A 17,299-nucleotide genomic window follows, 5' to 3' on the forward strand; every position below is an offset into this window, starting at 1 on the left:
CACTTGGTGGTTACCGTCTATGACGCGAGCCTGAAAGACGGCGTGTTGTGTGCAGTATCAGCACAGCCTTTTCGACCGAATGAAAGCCTAAAGAAGAAAAACGACGATGAAAGATCAGAAAATTTCTCCAATTTCCGTTTTGGATCAAAGCCCTATGTTTGTCTGCGGTGTGATGCAGCGCATGTACCGCAATCGTGCCCAAGCCGAGCTCTCTCGGCAAAATTTGATGACACTAGAAATGGCAAGTGCACTGGCCGCTTTAGAAGAATTTCAACCTATGAGCCAGCAAGCGTTGGCTGATGCGGTTCGAACTGAGCGAAGTGTAGCAAAGCGGATGGTGGACAATCTGGAAAAGAGAGGGTTTGTTCAAGTTTCTAAAAGTAAATCGAATCAGCGCCTTAAAATGCTAAGCATGACAAAAGAGGGAGCAAATGCTTTAAAGCAAGTTCATCAAATCATGACGAATTTACAGAAAGAGTTTTTTTCTTGTTTGTCGGAATCTGAAGCGAGTGAATTTTTTCGTCTGGTAAGAAAGCTCACTTTTGCGAATCACGACCAGTAACTGACATCAATGCCGTTTAGCGTCTTTATTTTATCGCGGACCAATTATATTAAGTTGTAGAACTTAAGAAATAGGATGCCCAACGTACAGGTCACGGTAGAAAGCACCGTAGTGAGTGCGATGATATTTGCAGCTAACGTGGCATTGCCTCCCATGGAACGCGCCATGACATAGCTGGCAGCAGCGACTGGAGAGGCGTTCATAAAGAAAAGAATACCTAGCTCAATTCCTCGAAATCCTACTAAGTAAGCTCCCATGGTGATGATGACTGGCGCTACGATGAGCTTGTAACTGCTCGCAAACCAAGATGGACCTTTCTCTTTTCTCATCAAGCTAAAGTCAAGTGAGCCACCCGTACACAACAGCGCCAAAGGCAATGTCATTTTGGACAAGTAGTCTCCTGCGTCAATAACCACATTCGGTACTGGAATAGCGAGTAAATAAAAAGCCATTCCTAGAACAATGGAGATTATGAGCGGATTCCTAGTCAGTGTTCGGCCCATCATCTTTGCTGCTTGCGAGGCAGACGTTGCCCCCTTGGGCGATAAGCAAATTACCGCTTGGACGTTATAAATAAATGTGGTGACCGCGACATAGAGCGCTGCTAGCGCCACACCTTGAGAACCATACGCATTGGCAACGTAAGCGATACCAATAATACCTGTATTTGCTCGGAACCCACCTTGGATGAGAACGCCTTGGTCAGGCGATGCTTTGAACAGAAGTTTGACGGAAAGGTAGGTGAAAATGAAAAACGAAATACTAGCGATGACGCCGAAATTGACGAATCCACTTGCCGCGGAAAAGTCGTGTTCTGAAGCCACAATGCTGACAAATAACATCGCAGGCAAGGTAACTTGAAACACCAGTTTAGAGCCTACTTCGATAAAATTATCGTTGATTAGACCAAAGCGCTTAAAAAGAACGCCAAGTACCAACATCAAACAGATAGGTCCGGTTATCGACAAAGAGAATTGCAACTGATGTAAAACAGCTTCCATGTAAGTATCCGCAGCAAAAGAAAAAAGTGTTCCTGTTGCTTATTAAGCCACAAACCCGGAGGGTAGGACAGTAACGTGATGAAATTTTCTTTTGTTGTAGGTTCCGGAGTCATTTACACTCCAAGTTATGGACGAGGTCCCAATTTAACAAAGCGGTACTGGTCCTACGTGCGATATGTTGGTTAACTCGTTGTCGTGATGCATCCACATGCGTATTAGATGTGAGGGCTGGTCATCGTAGTTATGGATAGGAGTTCATCAATGAAAAGGAAACACAACAAAACTGTACTGTGTGCGTTTGTCTCTGGTTCGGTATTTGGTGCGGTTTTGGTCATTGCGATGTCTTTACCAATGTAATCCTCTTAATTGGCTGTTGGAACACTCACTCTAATTCAGTACAAAACAGATTGAGTTCTGCGGTATGTGCTGTTAGTTTAAAAAACATGAAAATACACGTTCGCCCTTCATTAACAACCTTCTCTTGGTGGCGCTCTAAATAGAGCGGCGCGGAATACTTACATTCTTAAGCTGCTGGATGGTAGCTAAGAGTGTTTGATCTTTTTATCTCCAGTAGCGATCTATTAAATACTTGGAGACAAATATGAATACCCATAAAAATACATCTCAGCGTGAAATTATACTTACCGGAGATCGAGCAACAGGTCCATTACACCTCGGGCACTATATTGGTTCATTGCAACAACGAGTCAAATTGCAAACGGAGCACGAGCAAACGATCTTGGTCGCGGACATGCAAGGGTTGACGGATAACGCGCATAACCCATCAAAGGTATCCTCTAATATTCTCAATGTCGTTGCAGATTATTTGGCTGTTGGTATCAACCCCGCTCAAACTACGATCACGTTGCAGTCTCAAATTCCAGCGTTAGCCGAGTTGACAATGTATTACAGTAATCTTGTTTCTATCGCACGATTAGAGCGAAACCCCACGGTTAAAAATGAGATTCAAAGTAAAGGCTTTGAACGCTCTATTCCCGCAGGCTTTTTAACGTATCCAATTTCTCAAGCTGCTGATATTACGGGGTTTCATGCGACGCTAGTACCAGTGGGTGATGACCAGCTGCCGATGTTAGAGCAAACTAATGAAATCGTGAGAAAAATAAACCACCTGGGTGGAAAAGAGGTTCTTAGGGAATGCCGTCCATTACTTAGTGATGCACCTCGTTTGCCGAGTACTGATGGCAAAAATAAGATGTCTAAAAGCATGGGGAATGCAATCAACCTAGGGGCGTCTGAAAAGGAGATTTCCGCGGCAGTGAAATCTATGTATACCGATCCCAATCATCTGAAAATTGAGGACCCTGGCCAAGTCGAAGGGAATATTGTATTCATCTACCTCGATGCTTTTCATCCTGATAAAAATTATGTCGAACAGCTAAAAGACCATTATCGACGAGGTGGATTAGGTGATGGTTTGACCAAGAAAGTGTTAGAAGAATGCTTACAAGAAATGCTTCGCCCTATTCGAGAAAAGCGCGCTATGTATTTGAATGATAAAGCGCAGCTGATTGATATTTTAAAACAAGGTAGTGAGCGTTCTCGCGAGAAAACCGAAAAAGTGCTATTTGATGTGAAAGATGTATTTGGTTTAAATTTGTTCTGAATTAAAAGTAGAGAGTTGAACATAAGGCACGACGGCTGGTTAGCAACGTGCCTTTTTAAGTTCCCAGTCAGTCAAAGCGCATTATTAAGAAGAAAAAAATTCACGACGAAAATCCGCGACTTCTTGTTGGTAATAGCTTTGCCATTCCGGTTCTGACAAATTTGAATGGCTTGTGGCTCTCTCTTTTCTGAGCCTGGACTCAAGTTGTTGCAATGCTTGTTGGTAACCTCTGACTTGCTCTTTTTGCTCAGCAATTTGTTGCTCACGAGCGTGAATGTTTTTAGTTTCTTCTTTCGTTAAGTAAGTTCGTTCTAGCTCTGCGATGATCGCCAAGCGATCTGGTAGGCTCATACTATTAGGAATCAGGGTGACCGCACGCTCATATTTTTCCTGGTCGCTTGTTAGCCCGATAGCCCCTGCATGTTCTTGCCAGTCAATGGTGAGTTGCTCGAAAGCTCGCAAAAAGTTATCTGGGCTTTGAGTGTCCAGCTTTTGGGCTTCTAAGTTGAAATCGTACAGCGCGAACTCATCCGCAAAAACAACATCAGCCAATTCCCCCCAGATGCTTCTTGCTTCGTTCTTCAGCTGTGCAACACGCGACGCCAGTGATTGTTGCTCATCAAATAACAAATTTCCTACACTCTCTTGCCATTGGCTGCTGAGCTGAGGGTAGTTCGCCAAAAGCTGGAATCGAGCTGAAGATAAATGCGCCTCAAACAAGGCGACCTGCTCTTCACAACTACGGTTCAACATACACTCTTGCCAAAACGTCTCAAGTTCGGCGACAAGTTTCCTGCCTTTGAGTTGAGTTAATCGCTCAGTCGTTATTTGAACTGTGGAAGGGAGCTTAGCGGTTTGTGGTGAAGTATCTGTATCGGGCACGATGCTGCTTGTTTGTGGTGATGTACTGGAGACATTCTGATTTTTTGTCTTAGGGGAAGGAGAGGAAGCGAGCTCTTCTTTTTGAACATCGTGACTGAAAGTTAAAAATATCATGCCCGCCATAATGGCGGACATGATTATCAAAGCGATTTTCTTCATGGCTTGATTGTTGCGCTTACTGGGAAATGGTCAGAAAGGTTGTAGTGTTTCCATAAACTCTCTGCGGTTGTGCGCGGTACGTCTACACGGTTGTCATTGAATGATTTCACCCCGTATTCACTACTCACCATAACATAGTCAAGGTATTCCACGTTTTCGCCACCTGATAACGCTTCACCTGCGAAGTTATTGATACGGGGATCAAAGGTTGACTCCGTGTAACCAGAGTAGTGAGGCTCTATGGCACTTAAGTTAGCGATCATTTGTTGGTAGTCACCAGGAAACTTTCTTTTGTTTACGTTAAAGTCGCCGCTGTATACCACAGTTTCGCTTGAAGGAATGTTAAGAGATTGGGCGAGTGTGCGGATTTGTTTGAACTGGCGCTGACGATACTCACGGGCGGTGTCTGTATCGAAAGATGCGGTATGGGTAGCAAACACATGATAAGCCTGACCACCTTTAATTATTTCCGCATAATTTACGCCTTTATCGGCAAAGCAGTCTGTACCAGAGCAATCGGGAAAGACATATTGCGCTTCATTCACGATAGGGTAGCGACTAACTATGATTACGCCACCATCATGAATATTAACGCCTTCTTTATCTAACATCTTTGTTTGGTAAGGATATTCCTTGGCTAACTCACGTAAGAATGCTTCACGGCCGCTGGCAAACACCTCTTGCAGTGCCAAAACATCGTAACCTTTTACATGTTGAGGAATCAGTTCGTAACGATCTCCAATGTGCGATGCAATAGCCGTCAACGCCCAGATGTTATAAGTCATCAACTTAAGGTTTTGTTCTTCGTTGTCGACAGATTCCGCTACCTTGCTTGGCGTGATGGTGTAGTAAAGATCATCATATCGAGCGGTACTGTCTGACTTAAATGCCAGTTCGGTTTCTCTCGCACCAAAAGCGTTAGTGTTGGCACGATGAATGTTACGATCATCTTTGAGAGATAACTCGACATCGGCTGCGGACAAGCCGTATTCAATGGTCGAATTGTACCAATGGCCTTCCATTATTTGATTGAGTGTTATGCTTTCACCTTCGGGGCTAGAAACCACAGTTTCAAAACGGTAAGTTTGATTTGATTTCACGCCCTCCCAGCGGTTGAAGCTTAATACAGATTTAGTTTCCCACGGACCAAGTACCTGCACATGTTGTTGCCACTCTTCTCCGTATTGAAGCAAATCACTGCCTTCATGTTTTACTTGAATAGTTAACGGTTGATCAGAGTTATTCGTTAGGTAAACGTCGGTATCTGCAATGCTGGGTAACGCTATCAAGCTACTTACTAAAAGGCTCCACTGCGAAAATTTCATCTTATTTTTCCATCATTTGAACTAGAGCAATCATTCTTGTTTATAAATGTTACTTGCACGTTAAATATGGATGACATCTAAGTCAGTGCTGAAAATTGTTATCAGAATGTGATCTTTATTCAATGGTGAGGGTGGAGGTATTGAGTGTGTTGCCGTTGAAGCGGTGGAAAATAATACCAACAGTCAACGAATTGCATTCACTGCAATCAAGCTGTCATCTTTGCTCTATAAGTTGTGCGGCGTCATTCATCTAGCCATATGGCTAGAACTCAAATTGATAGATGGAGCACCATGGCTAGAGCAGTAAATCCAACCGATGAAACCATCATTAAATTGTTACAAGAGCAAGGTCTGATTAGAAGTGAAGCAGAAGCGCGTTTAAAGAAAGAGGTGTACCGCTTGCAGCCTAATGAGATAGCAAAAGTAAAAAATTATGCCCAGCATTTTGGGATAAACGCGAAAGAAAAGCTCATCGATGAGATCTTGGATCTGCGCCGAGAAGCGCTCATGAAAAGATGTAGACACAATACGGAGCATACGAGCCTATCTTTAAAATAGCATGTGATAAAACTATCAATTACTGGTCAAGATTTGATCTCTCAAGCCGATGTATATAAGAGCGTTCAATGATATCGAGCGCAAAAAACAGTGCGTTTTAGAGGTTAAGCTTTCACTTAAGTGAGAGGTTTGGAAAGGCTGCGGGGAGAAAGTGCATGCGTATTAAAGACTTAAGTGTCGTAAAGAAAATATCGGTTAGTTATTTAACCGTTTTTGCCGTGTTTGGTTTAGTGTCAGTAATGTTGGTGCAAGGTTTGTTAACACTGAATAAAGACATCTCAGTGCTAACAGATAAAAGTTTACCTTCTGTTGCGATTTTGAAAGGTATCCAAGTTGATATTACTAAAGTGCGTAAAGATGAGTTCTCTTTATTGCCAAACGCAAATCACCCCAAAATTGGTGAGTGGTTAAAAGGCCTCGACCAATGGCGTTCTGATGTGCAGGCTGGTATTGCAGAATACGAAAAGCTCGACCTTAATAAGCGTGAAACGCAGTCCTTTAGCGTTTTTAAAGAAACTTGGAATCAATACATCAAAGAAACGAAGACTTACAACGTATTGCTAAGCCAAGGCGATGCTGAAAGTGCAAATGATGTAATTTTATCAAGTTTCGATACCTACTCAAAAGCGTTGAGCAGCTTGGATGATACCCTCGCGTTGAACGATGAGTTGGTGAATTTGATTGGCGAAGAAGTACAAAGTGAAGCGGCATTTACACAATACAGCGCTGCTGTTGGTGCGCTTGTCGTCGCATTGGTCATGGTAATGTCTGCCATGTTGCTTTCTCGAGTCATCTGCGGGCCTGTTGATCGAGCACTGGAATTCGCTTCCAAAATCGCCAAGGGTCAATTGAATAATCAAATCGACGAAAGCGAATTGAGCAAAGACGAGTTAGGAACGCTGCTCAAAGAGCTTGTCGGTATGCAAACAAACTTACATTCGTTGGTTTCTGAGATTAATGACTCAACGATTCAGCTAACGGCAGCAGTAGAGGAAGTGAGTGCTATTTCTTCTCAGACCGCTTCTGGTATGCAAAATCAACAAATTGAACTTAGCTCGGTGGCTTCTGCGATGACAGAAATGCAAGCTGCTGTAAGTGAAGTGGCACAAAATACCGAAGTTGGCGCAACCTCTGCTTATTCGGCTGCGGAAGTGGCAAAGCAAGGAACGGTGACGTTACAACAAACTATCGCAGTAATTGAGCGTGTATCACATACGATCCAAGAATCAGATGAACTGGCACGTGAGCTTGAATCGAGCTCAAACAATATCAATGTGGTCGTAGATGTGATCCGCGGGATTGCCGAGCAAACAAACTTGTTAGCACTGAACGCCGCAATTGAAGCCGCTCGGGCTGGTGAACAAGGACGTGGGTTTGCTGTTGTGGCAGATGAGGTTCGTTCTCTGGCGCAACGCACTCAAGACTCCACTTCACAAATTGTGGAAATTGTTAATCAACTACAAGAGAGCAGCAGTAAAATAGGGCATTCAAGCCGTGATTGTCAGGAGGGTATTTCTCAGTGTGTTGAGCAAGTTAATGATACTGATAGCCAGATAAAAGAAATTGAACATTCTGTCGATAACATAGCGCAAATGAGCACACAAATCGCAACGGCGTGCAGTGAGCAGAATTCTGTATCCGAAGAGCTGAATCGCAGCGTGGAGCATATTAATAGTGCTTCAACAGAGATGGCTGAGGGAGCTTCACAAACGGCTGTGGCTTGTCAGCAGATTAGTAGCCTAGCGCACAACTTGAAAACTCGAATGGGTTCATTCCAGCTCTAGTTGTTGTGTTTCAGCTTTATTCCTAACCTCATTGCTACAATAAATAAGCCGGACGAAATGTCCGGCTTATTTATTCTCTGTCTATATAAGTTCAGAGTATGCTCAACCTTGGGAGAATATGCTCGCTAGGCTGGAATACCACTGTGAAACTTAAAATCTGTATCTGGCGTAGAAATTAAATCTGCCTCTATACGTCCAAAGTAGGCGATGCGCTCGCTGATATCTTTGCCTGCGATTTGCTCCGCTAATACAAGATAATCCTGGTAATGGCGTGCTTCTGAACGTAATAAAGAAATGTAGAACTTTGCGATATCGTCATCCATATGTGGTGCTAGTTTGGCAAAACGCTCACAAGATCGGGCTTCGATGTACGCACCAATGATGAGTTTATCGATCAGCGTTTCCGGCTCATGAGTCTTCATATGCGAAATCAGTCCTTTAGCATAACGACTTGCTGGAATATTTTTGTACTCAATTCCACGACTTTCCATGATCTCTAAAACTTGATAAAAGTGGTGTAACTCCTCTTTTATCAAAAGCACCATCTTATCGATCAAATCTTGGCTGTATGGTGAGTCGGACTTAGCCATGATTGACTTAGAAATATTGCTCTTGCCTTTTAAAGTTTCCAATGAGCCTACGTTACGGTAAGCAAAATCTTCGTAGGGCTTAAACCAGTCAAGTAGAGCATGTGAACTGGATTGGTCAACGGCATACTTACGAATTAAAAACATGGCAGATTGGCCAGCTTTTAGTTCGCACAGTAGGTGGTCTAACAAAATGGTTTGAAGGTTCTCTGGTTTCTTTGCTTCCTCTACCCATTCATCAGGTGTACTGCATCGCAGAAATTGGTTAATGGGAGCAAGAAGATCTTGATAGGCGTCTAGATTCATCATTTTAGTTTTAGTACTTCACATTTTTATTGGGCATATCCGTTGTCTTGCGGATAGAAAAAAGGCTGCAATTGCAGCCTTTTTTGACCTGAAGTGAATGTTACCACTTTTTCTTCTCGCCGAAGAGAGCTTCCATGTCATTGTCACGCTCTTTGTCAGCAATCTGCTGCATTTCGGCATCGCTTTTATCTTGGCGCTTTTTATCTAAGTCACCTAACATCTCTTCAAGCTTTTGTTTCGCTTGAATAGAATAAGGATCGCTCTTAGTGCTCAAAGCATCGATACCTTTACGCAGCAGTTGAAGCGCGGTGCCTGGTTGGCCACGAGCGATAGAGTCGTTTGCTCTTTTGATGACATTTTCAATGTTGATGCGAATTTGCATCGTTTCCAAGCGCGCATTTTCGGTGACGTAAGTCTGGGTATCCAATCGGCCTTTGTTGTGCTCGTTACGGATAGTGTCGCGAAGTCGTTTAACCAGCTTAAGCATGACGATAGCTTGTTTATCACTACTCGGCATCTTGAAAGTGGTACTCTCGCCAGTAGGACCATTCTCTTTTAGCTGCGTAATCTGCTGCTTCATATTTTCGATACGTTGAGCAAGTTGCTTGTTCTTCGGGTCCAGCTCATGCATGCTCTCTAGCGCGTCAAGAATACGATTGTTTAGACACAGCAACAGCTCTTTACTAAAAGGGATATGGTGCGCATGACCAATCAACTCTTCAGTACCATCTATCAAGGCTACATATCGCGCTGATTCCTGCCTTTTTGCGGTTTCAACTTTAACCTTATATTGCAACATAATGTTATAGCCTAGGATTAACACCAGTAGGATGGCTACCAAAGCGATTATTAAACCAATATTCATATCTTTGCGTCTGCTTTACTTTTCTGCGGCTAGCGTTAAAGAATACATGAATCTTATCTTACTCGGCACCTTATTTGTTTGATTATTTTGTCTCTCCCACGTTTTAGTTACTGATAGAAGTCACATCATAGAACTTCGGTCATTTATTGGCTCAACTTTGTGCATATTGTTTCTTGCTTGAAGATTATTAGTATGTGATTGAGGTATAAGTTAGAAATTGCTGTTCATTTCGATTTGAACGCGTTATAACTAATTATTATATCGCTCACTTGAGTGGCCAATAAACTCTCTCATGAATAAGTAAGGGATTACGATGAAACTGCAGCAGCTGAAGTATATTGTTGAGGTTGTAAACCATAATCTGAATGTATCTGCAACGGCGGAAAGCTTATATACCTCTCAGCCAGGTATCAGTAAACAGGTTCGGTTGCTGGAAGACGAGTTAGGCATTCAGATTTTTGAACGTAGCGGTAAGCACTTAACGCAAGTGACGCCAGCTGGTGAAGAAATTGTACGTATCTCTCAAGAAATTCTCGCTCGTGTAGAAAGTATCAAAGCGGTGGCTGGAGAGCACACCCATCCAGAAATGGGGACGCTGAATATCACCACGACACATACGCAGGCTCGTTATGCACTGCCAGATGTCATCAAAGGTTTTACTTCTCGTTATCCAAAAGTGTCGTTACACATGCACCAAGGTACACCATCACAAATGTCTGAGGCGATAGCTAAAGGCACAGCGAATTTTGCGATTGCGACAGAAGCGCTTCACTTATATCAAGATGCCATCATGTTGCCTTGTTATCACTGGAATCGTTCAATAGTTGTGCCTAAAGATCACCCACTAGCGAAGAAAGACAAAGTAACGATCAGTGATCTTGCCGCTTACCCATTAGTCACTTACGTGTTCGGTTTTACTGGCCGTTCAGAGCTGGATACAGCATTCAACCGCGAAGGTTTAACCCCGCGAGTGGTGTTCACTGCAACTGATGCAGACGTCATTAAAACTTACGTTCGTATGGGTATTGGTGTGGGTGTGATTGCAAGCATGGCTGTGGATGAAGAGCAGGACGGTGACTTGGTTGCAATAGATGCGAGCCATTTGTTTGGCGCGAGCACCACGAGCATCGGCTTCCGCCGTGGTACATTCTTACGCTCTTACATGTTCGATTTTATGGAGCGTTTTGCACCGCACTTAACGCGTCCAGTGGTTGAGCAGGCGATTTCGTTGAAGTCTAATGCAGAAATCGAAGAGATGTTTAAAGACATCGATCTTCCGGTCAGATAACACTTCATTGATGTTTCGATTCCCTCTACAATGCGCTCGTTGTAGGGGGAGCTATGAAAACGCAATTTCAATTTATTAATGACTGCTTAATCGAAAACCAATCTTTGTGGCGATTCGAGCCTTTTAAAAGCAGCATTCGCACTTCATTACCTTGGCAGGAGCAACATCCTCGGCTGTGCCAATGGCTAGCGTCTCTTACTCCCTCTCAAATCGAAGAATACAAAGCAGCACCAGAACTCGCGTTAAAAGCACTTAGTCCGTTTTTGCCTGAGCTTGAACAACTCGCAGAACTGACTCATTTAGAGCTTTTGTCGTTAAACGGCTTGGAACTCGCTCGTGGTTTAGATAACGGTATTCCGGGACGTAAGTTGGAGCAAATTAGCTCGATGGGTGAAGCTGCAATTCAACAACACTGTGGCGAAGAATGGCTAGAATGGTGCTCAGGTAAAGGTTACTTGGGGCGAATCCTGACCACGCAAACCGATCAGCCTGTAACCAGCTTTGAATACCAACAAGCACTGTGCGATTCGGGACAACAAGCAGCCAATGAACATCATTGGAAGATGACGTTTATTCAAGGCGACGCGTTTGATAGCAAAGCGAAAGCCGTGTTTAAGCCAACGCAACACGCAGTAGCACTGCATGCGTGCGGTGACCTTCACGTTCGTCTAATGCAGTACGGCAGTGAAAATGGGATTGCTGCGATGACCATATCACCTTGTTGTTACCACTTGATTCAGTCGGAACAATACCAGCCGATGTCGGAATTGGGCAGGGCTTCTTCTCTCTCATTGTCTAAGCAAGAACTGCGTATCCCATTACAACAAACGGTGACGGGAGGAGAGCGCGTGCGTCGTCATCGTCAGCAGGAAATGATGTTTCGTCTTGGGTTTGATTTGATCACGCGACAAGCTTTGGGAATGGCAGAGTATCAGCCTGTGCCGAGTATCCGTAAGTCGCAATTAAGTGATGGTTTTGAATCGTTCTGTCGCTGGGCAGCGGAGCAAAAAGGCATTGTTCTTCCTCAAGAAATCGATTTCTCTCATTTTGAAAAGTTAAGCGAACAACGCTTCTGGCAAATGGAGAGAATGAGCTTAGTGCAACTTGTTTTTCAACGTCCGTTGGAGATTTGGCTCGCATTAGACAAAGTGCTTTATCTTGAAGAACGTGGTTACCGTGTTAGATTGTCAGAGTTTTGCCCTAAATCGGTCACGCCTAGAAATATTTTAATTTGCGCATATAAGATTTAGTTATTCTTTATAGCCAAACGCTCTATATGAAAAAGCCCACTTCAGTGTGGGCTTTTGTAAACAAAACGTGACAAGTTATGTGTTATTTTGTCATTAATTGAACATAGCAATAGCTTGAGTTGGTTCAACGTATTCCAAGTCAAAGCTTTCTGCTACTTCTTTACATGTTACTTTTCCGTGAATAACGTTTAGACCTTCAAGGAAGCCTTTGTCTTCTAGAAGTGCTTCGCGGTAGCCTTTATTTGCTAACTTCACGATGTATGGAAGTGTAGCGTTGTTGAGTGCAAATGTTGAAGTGCGAGCAACTGCGCCAGGCATATTTGCTACACAGTAGTGAACCACTTCATCAACGATGTAAGTTGGATCTGCGTGAGTTGTCGCGTGTGAAGTTTCGAAACAACCGCCTTGGTCAATTGCCACGTCAACCACTGCTGCACCAGGCTTCATCTTAGCAATGTGCTCTTTAGTGACCAGTTTAGGTGCTGCTGCGCCAGGAATTAGAACGGCACCGATAACAAGGTCCGCTTCTAGAACATGCTTCTCGATAGCGTCTTCAGTAGAATAAACCACTTTTGCGCGACCTTGGAATTCTTCGTCAAGCTTACGAAGTGTGTCTACGTTACGGTCTAGAATGGTGACGTCAGCGCGAAGGCCAACCGCCATACGAGCAGCGTTTGCACCAACAACGCCACCACCAACGATAACGACTTTTGCAGGTTCAACACCAGGTACGCCGCCTAGGAGCAGACCACGACCGCCGTGCGATTTTTCCAACGTTTGCGCGCCAGCTTGGATAGACATCCGACCTGCCACTTCTGACATTGGTGCTAACAGTGGCAAACGACCCATATTATCTGTTACAGTCTCATAGGCTATACAGACAGCTTTGCTCTTGATTAGCTCATCAGTTTGTGGAAAATCTGGTGCTAGGTGTAAATAAGTAAATAAAATTTGCCCTTCGCGGAGCATTGCTCTCTCTACTGCTTGGGGTTCTTTTACTTTTACAATCATGTCTGCTTGCGCAAATACGTCAGCAGCATGAGGGAGAATGGATGCGCCGACAGCGATGTAATCATCGTCTGAAAAACCAATGCCGGCACCTGCATTGGTCTCAACTAAAACTTGGTGACCATGTGAGATGAGTTCTCTCACGCTAGCTGGGATCATACCAACACGATATTCGTGATTCTTGATTTCCTTAGGTACGCCAATGATCATCCTGTATCCTCTTTCTATAATGGTTGTATTAACTGTTAGTAGGGTGTTATTGTCGAATTAATAACTAGTATAGTTATAGATTTGTAAAATTTGGCACCAAATATTAAAAAGTTGTAGTATATTTTTTTGCAAGGAAGTAATAAGGTGGAATAAAAAATGGCAGACAACTATAAAAAGCCGTCCAAGGAACTAGACCGTATCGACCGCAACATTCTTAATGAGCTGCAGAAAGACGGTCGTATTTCAAACGTTGAGCTTTCAAAACGTGTGGGACTTTCTCCAACGCCATGTTTGGAGCGTGTACGTCGCTTAGAGCGTCAGGGTTATATCACAGGGTATACTGCATTATTGAATCCGCAGTTCCTGGATGCATCACTATTAGTATTCGTTGAGATTACGCTAAACCGTGGTGCGCCGGATGTGTTTGAGCAGTTTAACTCAGCTGTTCAAAAGCTAGACGACATACAAGAGTGTCATCTTGTTTCAGGTGACTTTGACTATCTTCTTAAAACCCGTGTATCAGATATGGGTGCTTACCGCCGACTATTGGGCGATACGTTACTACGTCTACCTGGCGTAAATGACACTCGCACATACGTTGTTATGGAAGAAGTGAAACAATCTAACCAGCTTGTGATCAAAACTCGTTAATTTCTTGCAAAGAAAGCGGTATATGCTTCCGCTTTCGCCAGAGAGTAATTGGGTTTTTCTCCTTGATATGGTTAAATCAATTTACCGAGCGGCTTGATGCCGCTCGGAATGTTTTGCAATTTCCTATTTCATTTCCATATTCAAGTTGATTTATGTTCAAAGAGAACGCAAAGAAAGTCGAAACCATTATCAAAACCAGTGAAGAGCCCCAGTCTTCACGCTTAAATGGCTTCCAACGCTTAAAAGAGTGCTGCTTTATCGTTGGCGTTCTTAGCTCGGTATTGCTTGCGGTTGCACTATTTACCTTCAGTCCGGCCGATCCTTCTTGGTCCCAAACCGCATGGGGAGGGGATATCGATAATGCTGGTGGCCTTTTCGGCGCTTGGCTAGCCGATACTCTATTCTTCACATTTGGCTCTCTCGCTTACCCAATCCCTTTCTTGCTAGCGGCGGCTGCATGGGTGATTTGCCGTAAACGAGGAGAAGATGAGCCCATTGATTTCATGCTATGGGGTACAAGGCTGCTCGGTCTGGTCGTCCTTATTATGACCAGTTGCGGTCTTGCCGATATTAATTTTGATGACATTTGGTATTTTTCATCCGGAGGTGTGGTCGGGGATGTGTTGTCTAGCCTCGCTTTACCTACATTGAATGTACTCGGTACCACATTGGTATTGCTGTTCTTGTGGGGAGCGGGCTTTACGCTCTTCACTGGCATCTCATGGCTTAACATCGTGGAATGGCTTGGTGATCGTGCATTAGCACTAATTGCCGCGCTTGCAAATAAGGCAAGAGGTTCAGAGCAGGAAGTTTTAGAACCTCAGCTTGATGAGTTTGTAGAAGATAAAGTCTCTACGCCTAAACATAATGTAGACCATGAAATTGATGATGAGCCGCTTCCTCATTTAACGGCGTACGATGTCGATGAACCGAAAGAGTCGGCGCCAGCGCATGAGTATCCTATTTATATGCCGCAAGCTAAACCTCATAAGCCTGCGGAACAGGCGATGGTAGAACCGACTCCACCACAACGCAAGGCTACGGTTAATGCTGCGCCAGTTTATTCTGAACCTGAGCCTCAAATACAACCTATCCATACGGTTAACACTGATAACGTTGATCCGCTCTTGGAACGCACCAAGCAACTGAATGTTACGATAGAGGAGCTTGAAGCAGCGGCGCAACAAGCAGATGACTGGGGAACTGAAGAACAGGCTACCCCATCATTTGCAGACACTTATTCTTCCTATGTCGAGCAACATACAGCTACAGAAGAACCGATCAGTGTTGAACCAGATTATGCGGAGTACGAACAATTTGAAGCAGAGCAAGTACAGCAGCCAAGTATTGAGCATCCTGTACATGAAGAGCCTGCAATTGATTCTGCTGTATTAGATAGCATCACGGCGCAAACGGAATCGAGCCAACATATTGAGCCTACGATATCTGACTTTGATGTGTTAGATGATGAAGACGAAGTGGAGTCTCAGCCTGCGCAGCAAGTACAGCCAACAACGCCTCATCAGCAAGTTGCAACACCTTCAACAACATTTGAACCTGCACCTCAAAAAGTGGAGGTAGAAGAGGTCCAAGACAACGACCAAGACGTTACCGCATTCCAAGATATGGTTTCCAATGCGCAAGCCAAAGTCGCTGCAACACAGAACCCATTTTTGGTACAGAAAGAAGAAAACTTGCCAGTTCCGGAAGAGCCACTCCCAACGCTCGAGTTGCTTTATCATCCAGAAAAACGTGAAAACTTTATCGACCGTGATGCGTTAGAGCAGGTCGCTCGATTGGTAGAGAGCAAACTCGCTGACTACAAAATCAAAGCCGATGTGGTTGGTATTTATCCTGGTCCAGTGATCACTCGTTTTGAGCTTGATTTGGCGCCGGGGGTGAAAGTAAGTCGTATTTCTGGTCTTTCAACTGACTTAGCGCGTGCATTGTCTGCGATGGCGGTACGTGTCGTGGAAGTAATCCCTGGCAAGCCTTACATCGGTTTGGAACTGCCAAACATGAGTCGTCAGACGGTCTATTTATCTGATGTCATCAGTAGCCCTCAGTTTGAGCAAGCAACGTCACCAACAACGGTTGTGTTAGGTCAAGACATTGCGGGTGAAGCTGTGGTGGCCGATCTTGCGAAGATGCCTCACGTGCTAGTAGCAGGTACAACAGGTTCTGGTAAGTCGGTGGGTGTGAACGTGATGATTTTGAGCATGCTGTATAAAGCAGGCCCAGAAGATGTACGCTTCATCATGATTGACCCGAAAATGCTAGAGCTTTCTATTTATGAAGGTATCCCTCATCTTCTTTCTGAAGTTGTGACTGATATGAAAGACGCATCAAACGCTCTACGTTGGTGTGTGGGCGAGATGGAACGTCGTTACAAATTGATGTCGGCATTAGGTGTACGTAATGTGAAGGGCTTCAACGAAAAATTGAAGATGGCAGCAGAAGCGGGCCACCCAATCCATGACCCGTTCTGGCAGGAAGGCGACAGCATGGATACTGAACCGCCATTGCTAGAAAAGCTGCCTTACATCGTCGTTGTTGTTGACGAATTTGCTGACCTGATGATGGTGGTAGGTAAGAAAGTTGAAGAACTGATTGCTCGCTTGGCGCAAAAAGCGCGCGCGGCAGGTATTCACTTAATTCTTGCGACTCAGCGTCCATCGGTTGATGTTATTACCGGTCTAATTAAAGCGAACATTCCAACTCGTGTTGCGTTTACGGTATCGACTAAAACGGACTCTCGTACAATCCTAGATCAAGGCGGCGCAGAATCACTACTTGGTATGGGTGATATGTTGTATCTACCGCCGGGATCAAGTCATACAACTCGTGTTCACGGTGCATTTGCATCAGATGATGATGTTCATGCTGTTGTAAACAACTGGAAAGCGCGTGGTAAACCGAACTACATTGAAGAGATCATCAGTGGAGATCAAACTCCAGAAAGTCTATTGCCAGGTGAGCAAATGGAAGCGGATGAAGATGTGGACCCGCTCTTCGATCAAGTTGTTGAGCACGTGGTTCAATCACGTCGAGGTTCGGTTTCCGGTGTTCAGCGCCGATTTAAGATAGGTTACAACCGTGCCGCCCGTATTGTAGAGCAGCTTGAAGCGCAGGGCATCGTAAGTGCTCCGGGTCATAACGGTAACCGTGAAGTACTGGCACCTGCGCCACCAAAAGATTAATGAACTTGTGTTACTCACCTCAGTCCAACTGAGGTGAGT

The 17,299-nt window shown here is 44.3% G+C and carries 14 protein-coding genes; 8 read left to right on the plus strand and 6 right to left on the minus strand.

Translation table 11 applies throughout. The features are described 5' to 3' along the window. The first annotated feature begins 106 nt into the window (after nucleotides 1-106). Nucleotides 107-562: a MarR family winged helix-turn-helix transcriptional regulator gene (locus tag R7O12_RS05425; RefSeq protein WP_017635039.1), complete on the plus strand. Its 456-nt coding sequence runs from the start codon at nucleotides 107-109 to the stop codon at nucleotides 560-562. 44 nt (nucleotides 563-606) lie between these two features. On the opposite strand, the gene R7O12_RS05430 is transcribed toward R7O12_RS05425, so the two are convergent. Further along, nucleotides 607-1,563: an AEC family transporter gene (locus R7O12_RS05430; RefSeq protein ID WP_005388415.1), complete on the minus strand. Its 957-nt coding sequence runs from the start codon at nucleotides 1,561-1,563 to the stop codon at nucleotides 607-609. Nucleotides 1,564-2,164: 601 nt separating this feature from the next. Here R7O12_RS05430 and trpS point away from each other — a divergent pair. Then, entirely contained in the window at nucleotides 2,165-3,187 is a 1,023-nt protein-coding gene (gene trpS, locus R7O12_RS05435) for a tryptophan--tRNA ligase (RefSeq protein ID WP_005378260.1), read from the plus strand. 84 nt (nucleotides 3,188-3,271) lie between these two features. Here trpS and R7O12_RS05440 read toward each other — a convergent pair whose 3' ends face one another. Beyond that, the gene (locus R7O12_RS05440) at nucleotides 3,272-4,228 is read right to left on the minus strand and encodes a hypothetical protein (protein ID WP_064368018.1); all 957 of its coding nucleotides are present in this window, start codon (nucleotides 4,226-4,228) and stop codon (nucleotides 3,272-3,274) included. Then, nucleotides 4,225-5,553 (minus strand): sphingomyelin phosphodiesterase, encoded by a 1,329-nt coding sequence (locus R7O12_RS05445; protein ID WP_042522087.1) that lies wholly within the window; start codon nucleotides 5,551-5,553, stop codon nucleotides 4,225-4,227. The genes R7O12_RS05440 and R7O12_RS05445 overlap by 4 nt, the downstream gene beginning before the upstream one ends. Nucleotides 5,554-5,844: 291 nt before the next feature. On the opposite strand from R7O12_RS05445, the gene R7O12_RS05450 reads away from it, so the two are divergent. Then, nucleotides 5,845-6,111, plus strand: coding sequence for a hypothetical protein (locus R7O12_RS05450; protein WP_005388970.1), 267 nt, complete (start codon nucleotides 5,845-5,847; stop codon nucleotides 6,109-6,111). A gap of 155 nt (nucleotides 6,112-6,266) precedes the next feature. After that, entirely contained in the window at nucleotides 6,267-7,895 is a 1,629-nt protein-coding gene (locus R7O12_RS05455; RefSeq protein ID WP_176310879.1) for a methyl-accepting chemotaxis protein, read from the plus strand. A gap of 125 nt (nucleotides 7,896-8,020) precedes the next feature. Here the strand turns inward: R7O12_RS05455 and miaE are convergent, their stop codons facing one another. After that, a complete protein-coding gene (gene miaE, locus R7O12_RS05460; RefSeq protein WP_017634952.1) occupies nucleotides 8,021-8,791 on the minus strand; it encodes a tRNA isopentenyl-2-thiomethyl-A-37 hydroxylase MiaE in 771 nt (256 codons plus the stop codon). A gap of 97 nt (nucleotides 8,792-8,888) precedes the next feature. Beyond that, nucleotides 8,889-9,653, minus strand: a complete 765-nt coding sequence (locus tag R7O12_RS05465) for a hypothetical protein (protein ID WP_005378247.1) — start codon at nucleotides 9,651-9,653, stop codon at nucleotides 8,889-8,891. A gap of 313 nt (nucleotides 9,654-9,966) precedes the next feature. Here R7O12_RS05465 and cysB point away from each other — a divergent pair, with 313 nt between their 5' ends. Beyond that, nucleotides 9,967-10,941 carry an HTH-type transcriptional regulator CysB gene (gene cysB, locus R7O12_RS05470; RefSeq protein ID WP_053307457.1) on the plus strand — a complete coding sequence of 325 codons (975 nt, stop codon included), beginning with the start codon at nucleotides 9,967-9,969 and terminating at the stop codon, nucleotides 10,939-10,941. Nucleotides 10,942-10,994: 53 nt separating this feature from the next. Continuing rightward, nucleotides 10,995-12,191 (plus strand): methyltransferase, encoded by a 1,197-nt coding sequence (locus R7O12_RS05475; protein WP_053307456.1) that lies wholly within the window; start codon nucleotides 10,995-10,997, stop codon nucleotides 12,189-12,191. Nucleotides 12,192-12,284: 93 nt separating this feature from the next. On the opposite strand, the gene ald is transcribed toward R7O12_RS05475, so the two are convergent. Next, complete coding sequence (gene ald / locus R7O12_RS05480; protein WP_005378241.1) at nucleotides 12,285-13,409, minus strand: alanine dehydrogenase; 1,125 nt, start codon at nucleotides 13,407-13,409, stop codon at nucleotides 12,285-12,287. Between the two features lie 156 nt (nucleotides 13,410-13,565). Here ald and lrp point away from each other — a divergent pair, with 156 nt between their 5' ends. Further along, nucleotides 13,566-14,060, plus strand: coding sequence for a leucine-responsive transcriptional regulator Lrp (gene lrp, locus R7O12_RS05485; protein ID WP_005378234.1), 495 nt, complete (start codon nucleotides 13,566-13,568; stop codon nucleotides 14,058-14,060). A 152-nt stretch (nucleotides 14,061-14,212) separates the two neighbouring features. After that, nucleotides 14,213-17,260 carry a DNA translocase FtsK 4TM domain-containing protein gene (locus R7O12_RS05490; protein WP_318125677.1) on the plus strand — a complete coding sequence of 1,016 codons (3,048 nt, stop codon included), beginning with the start codon at nucleotides 14,213-14,215 and terminating at the stop codon, nucleotides 17,258-17,260. Nucleotides 17,261-17,299 lie beyond the last annotated feature (39 nt).

The sequence above is a fragment of the Vibrio sp. Vb1574 genome (assembly GCF_033338675.1).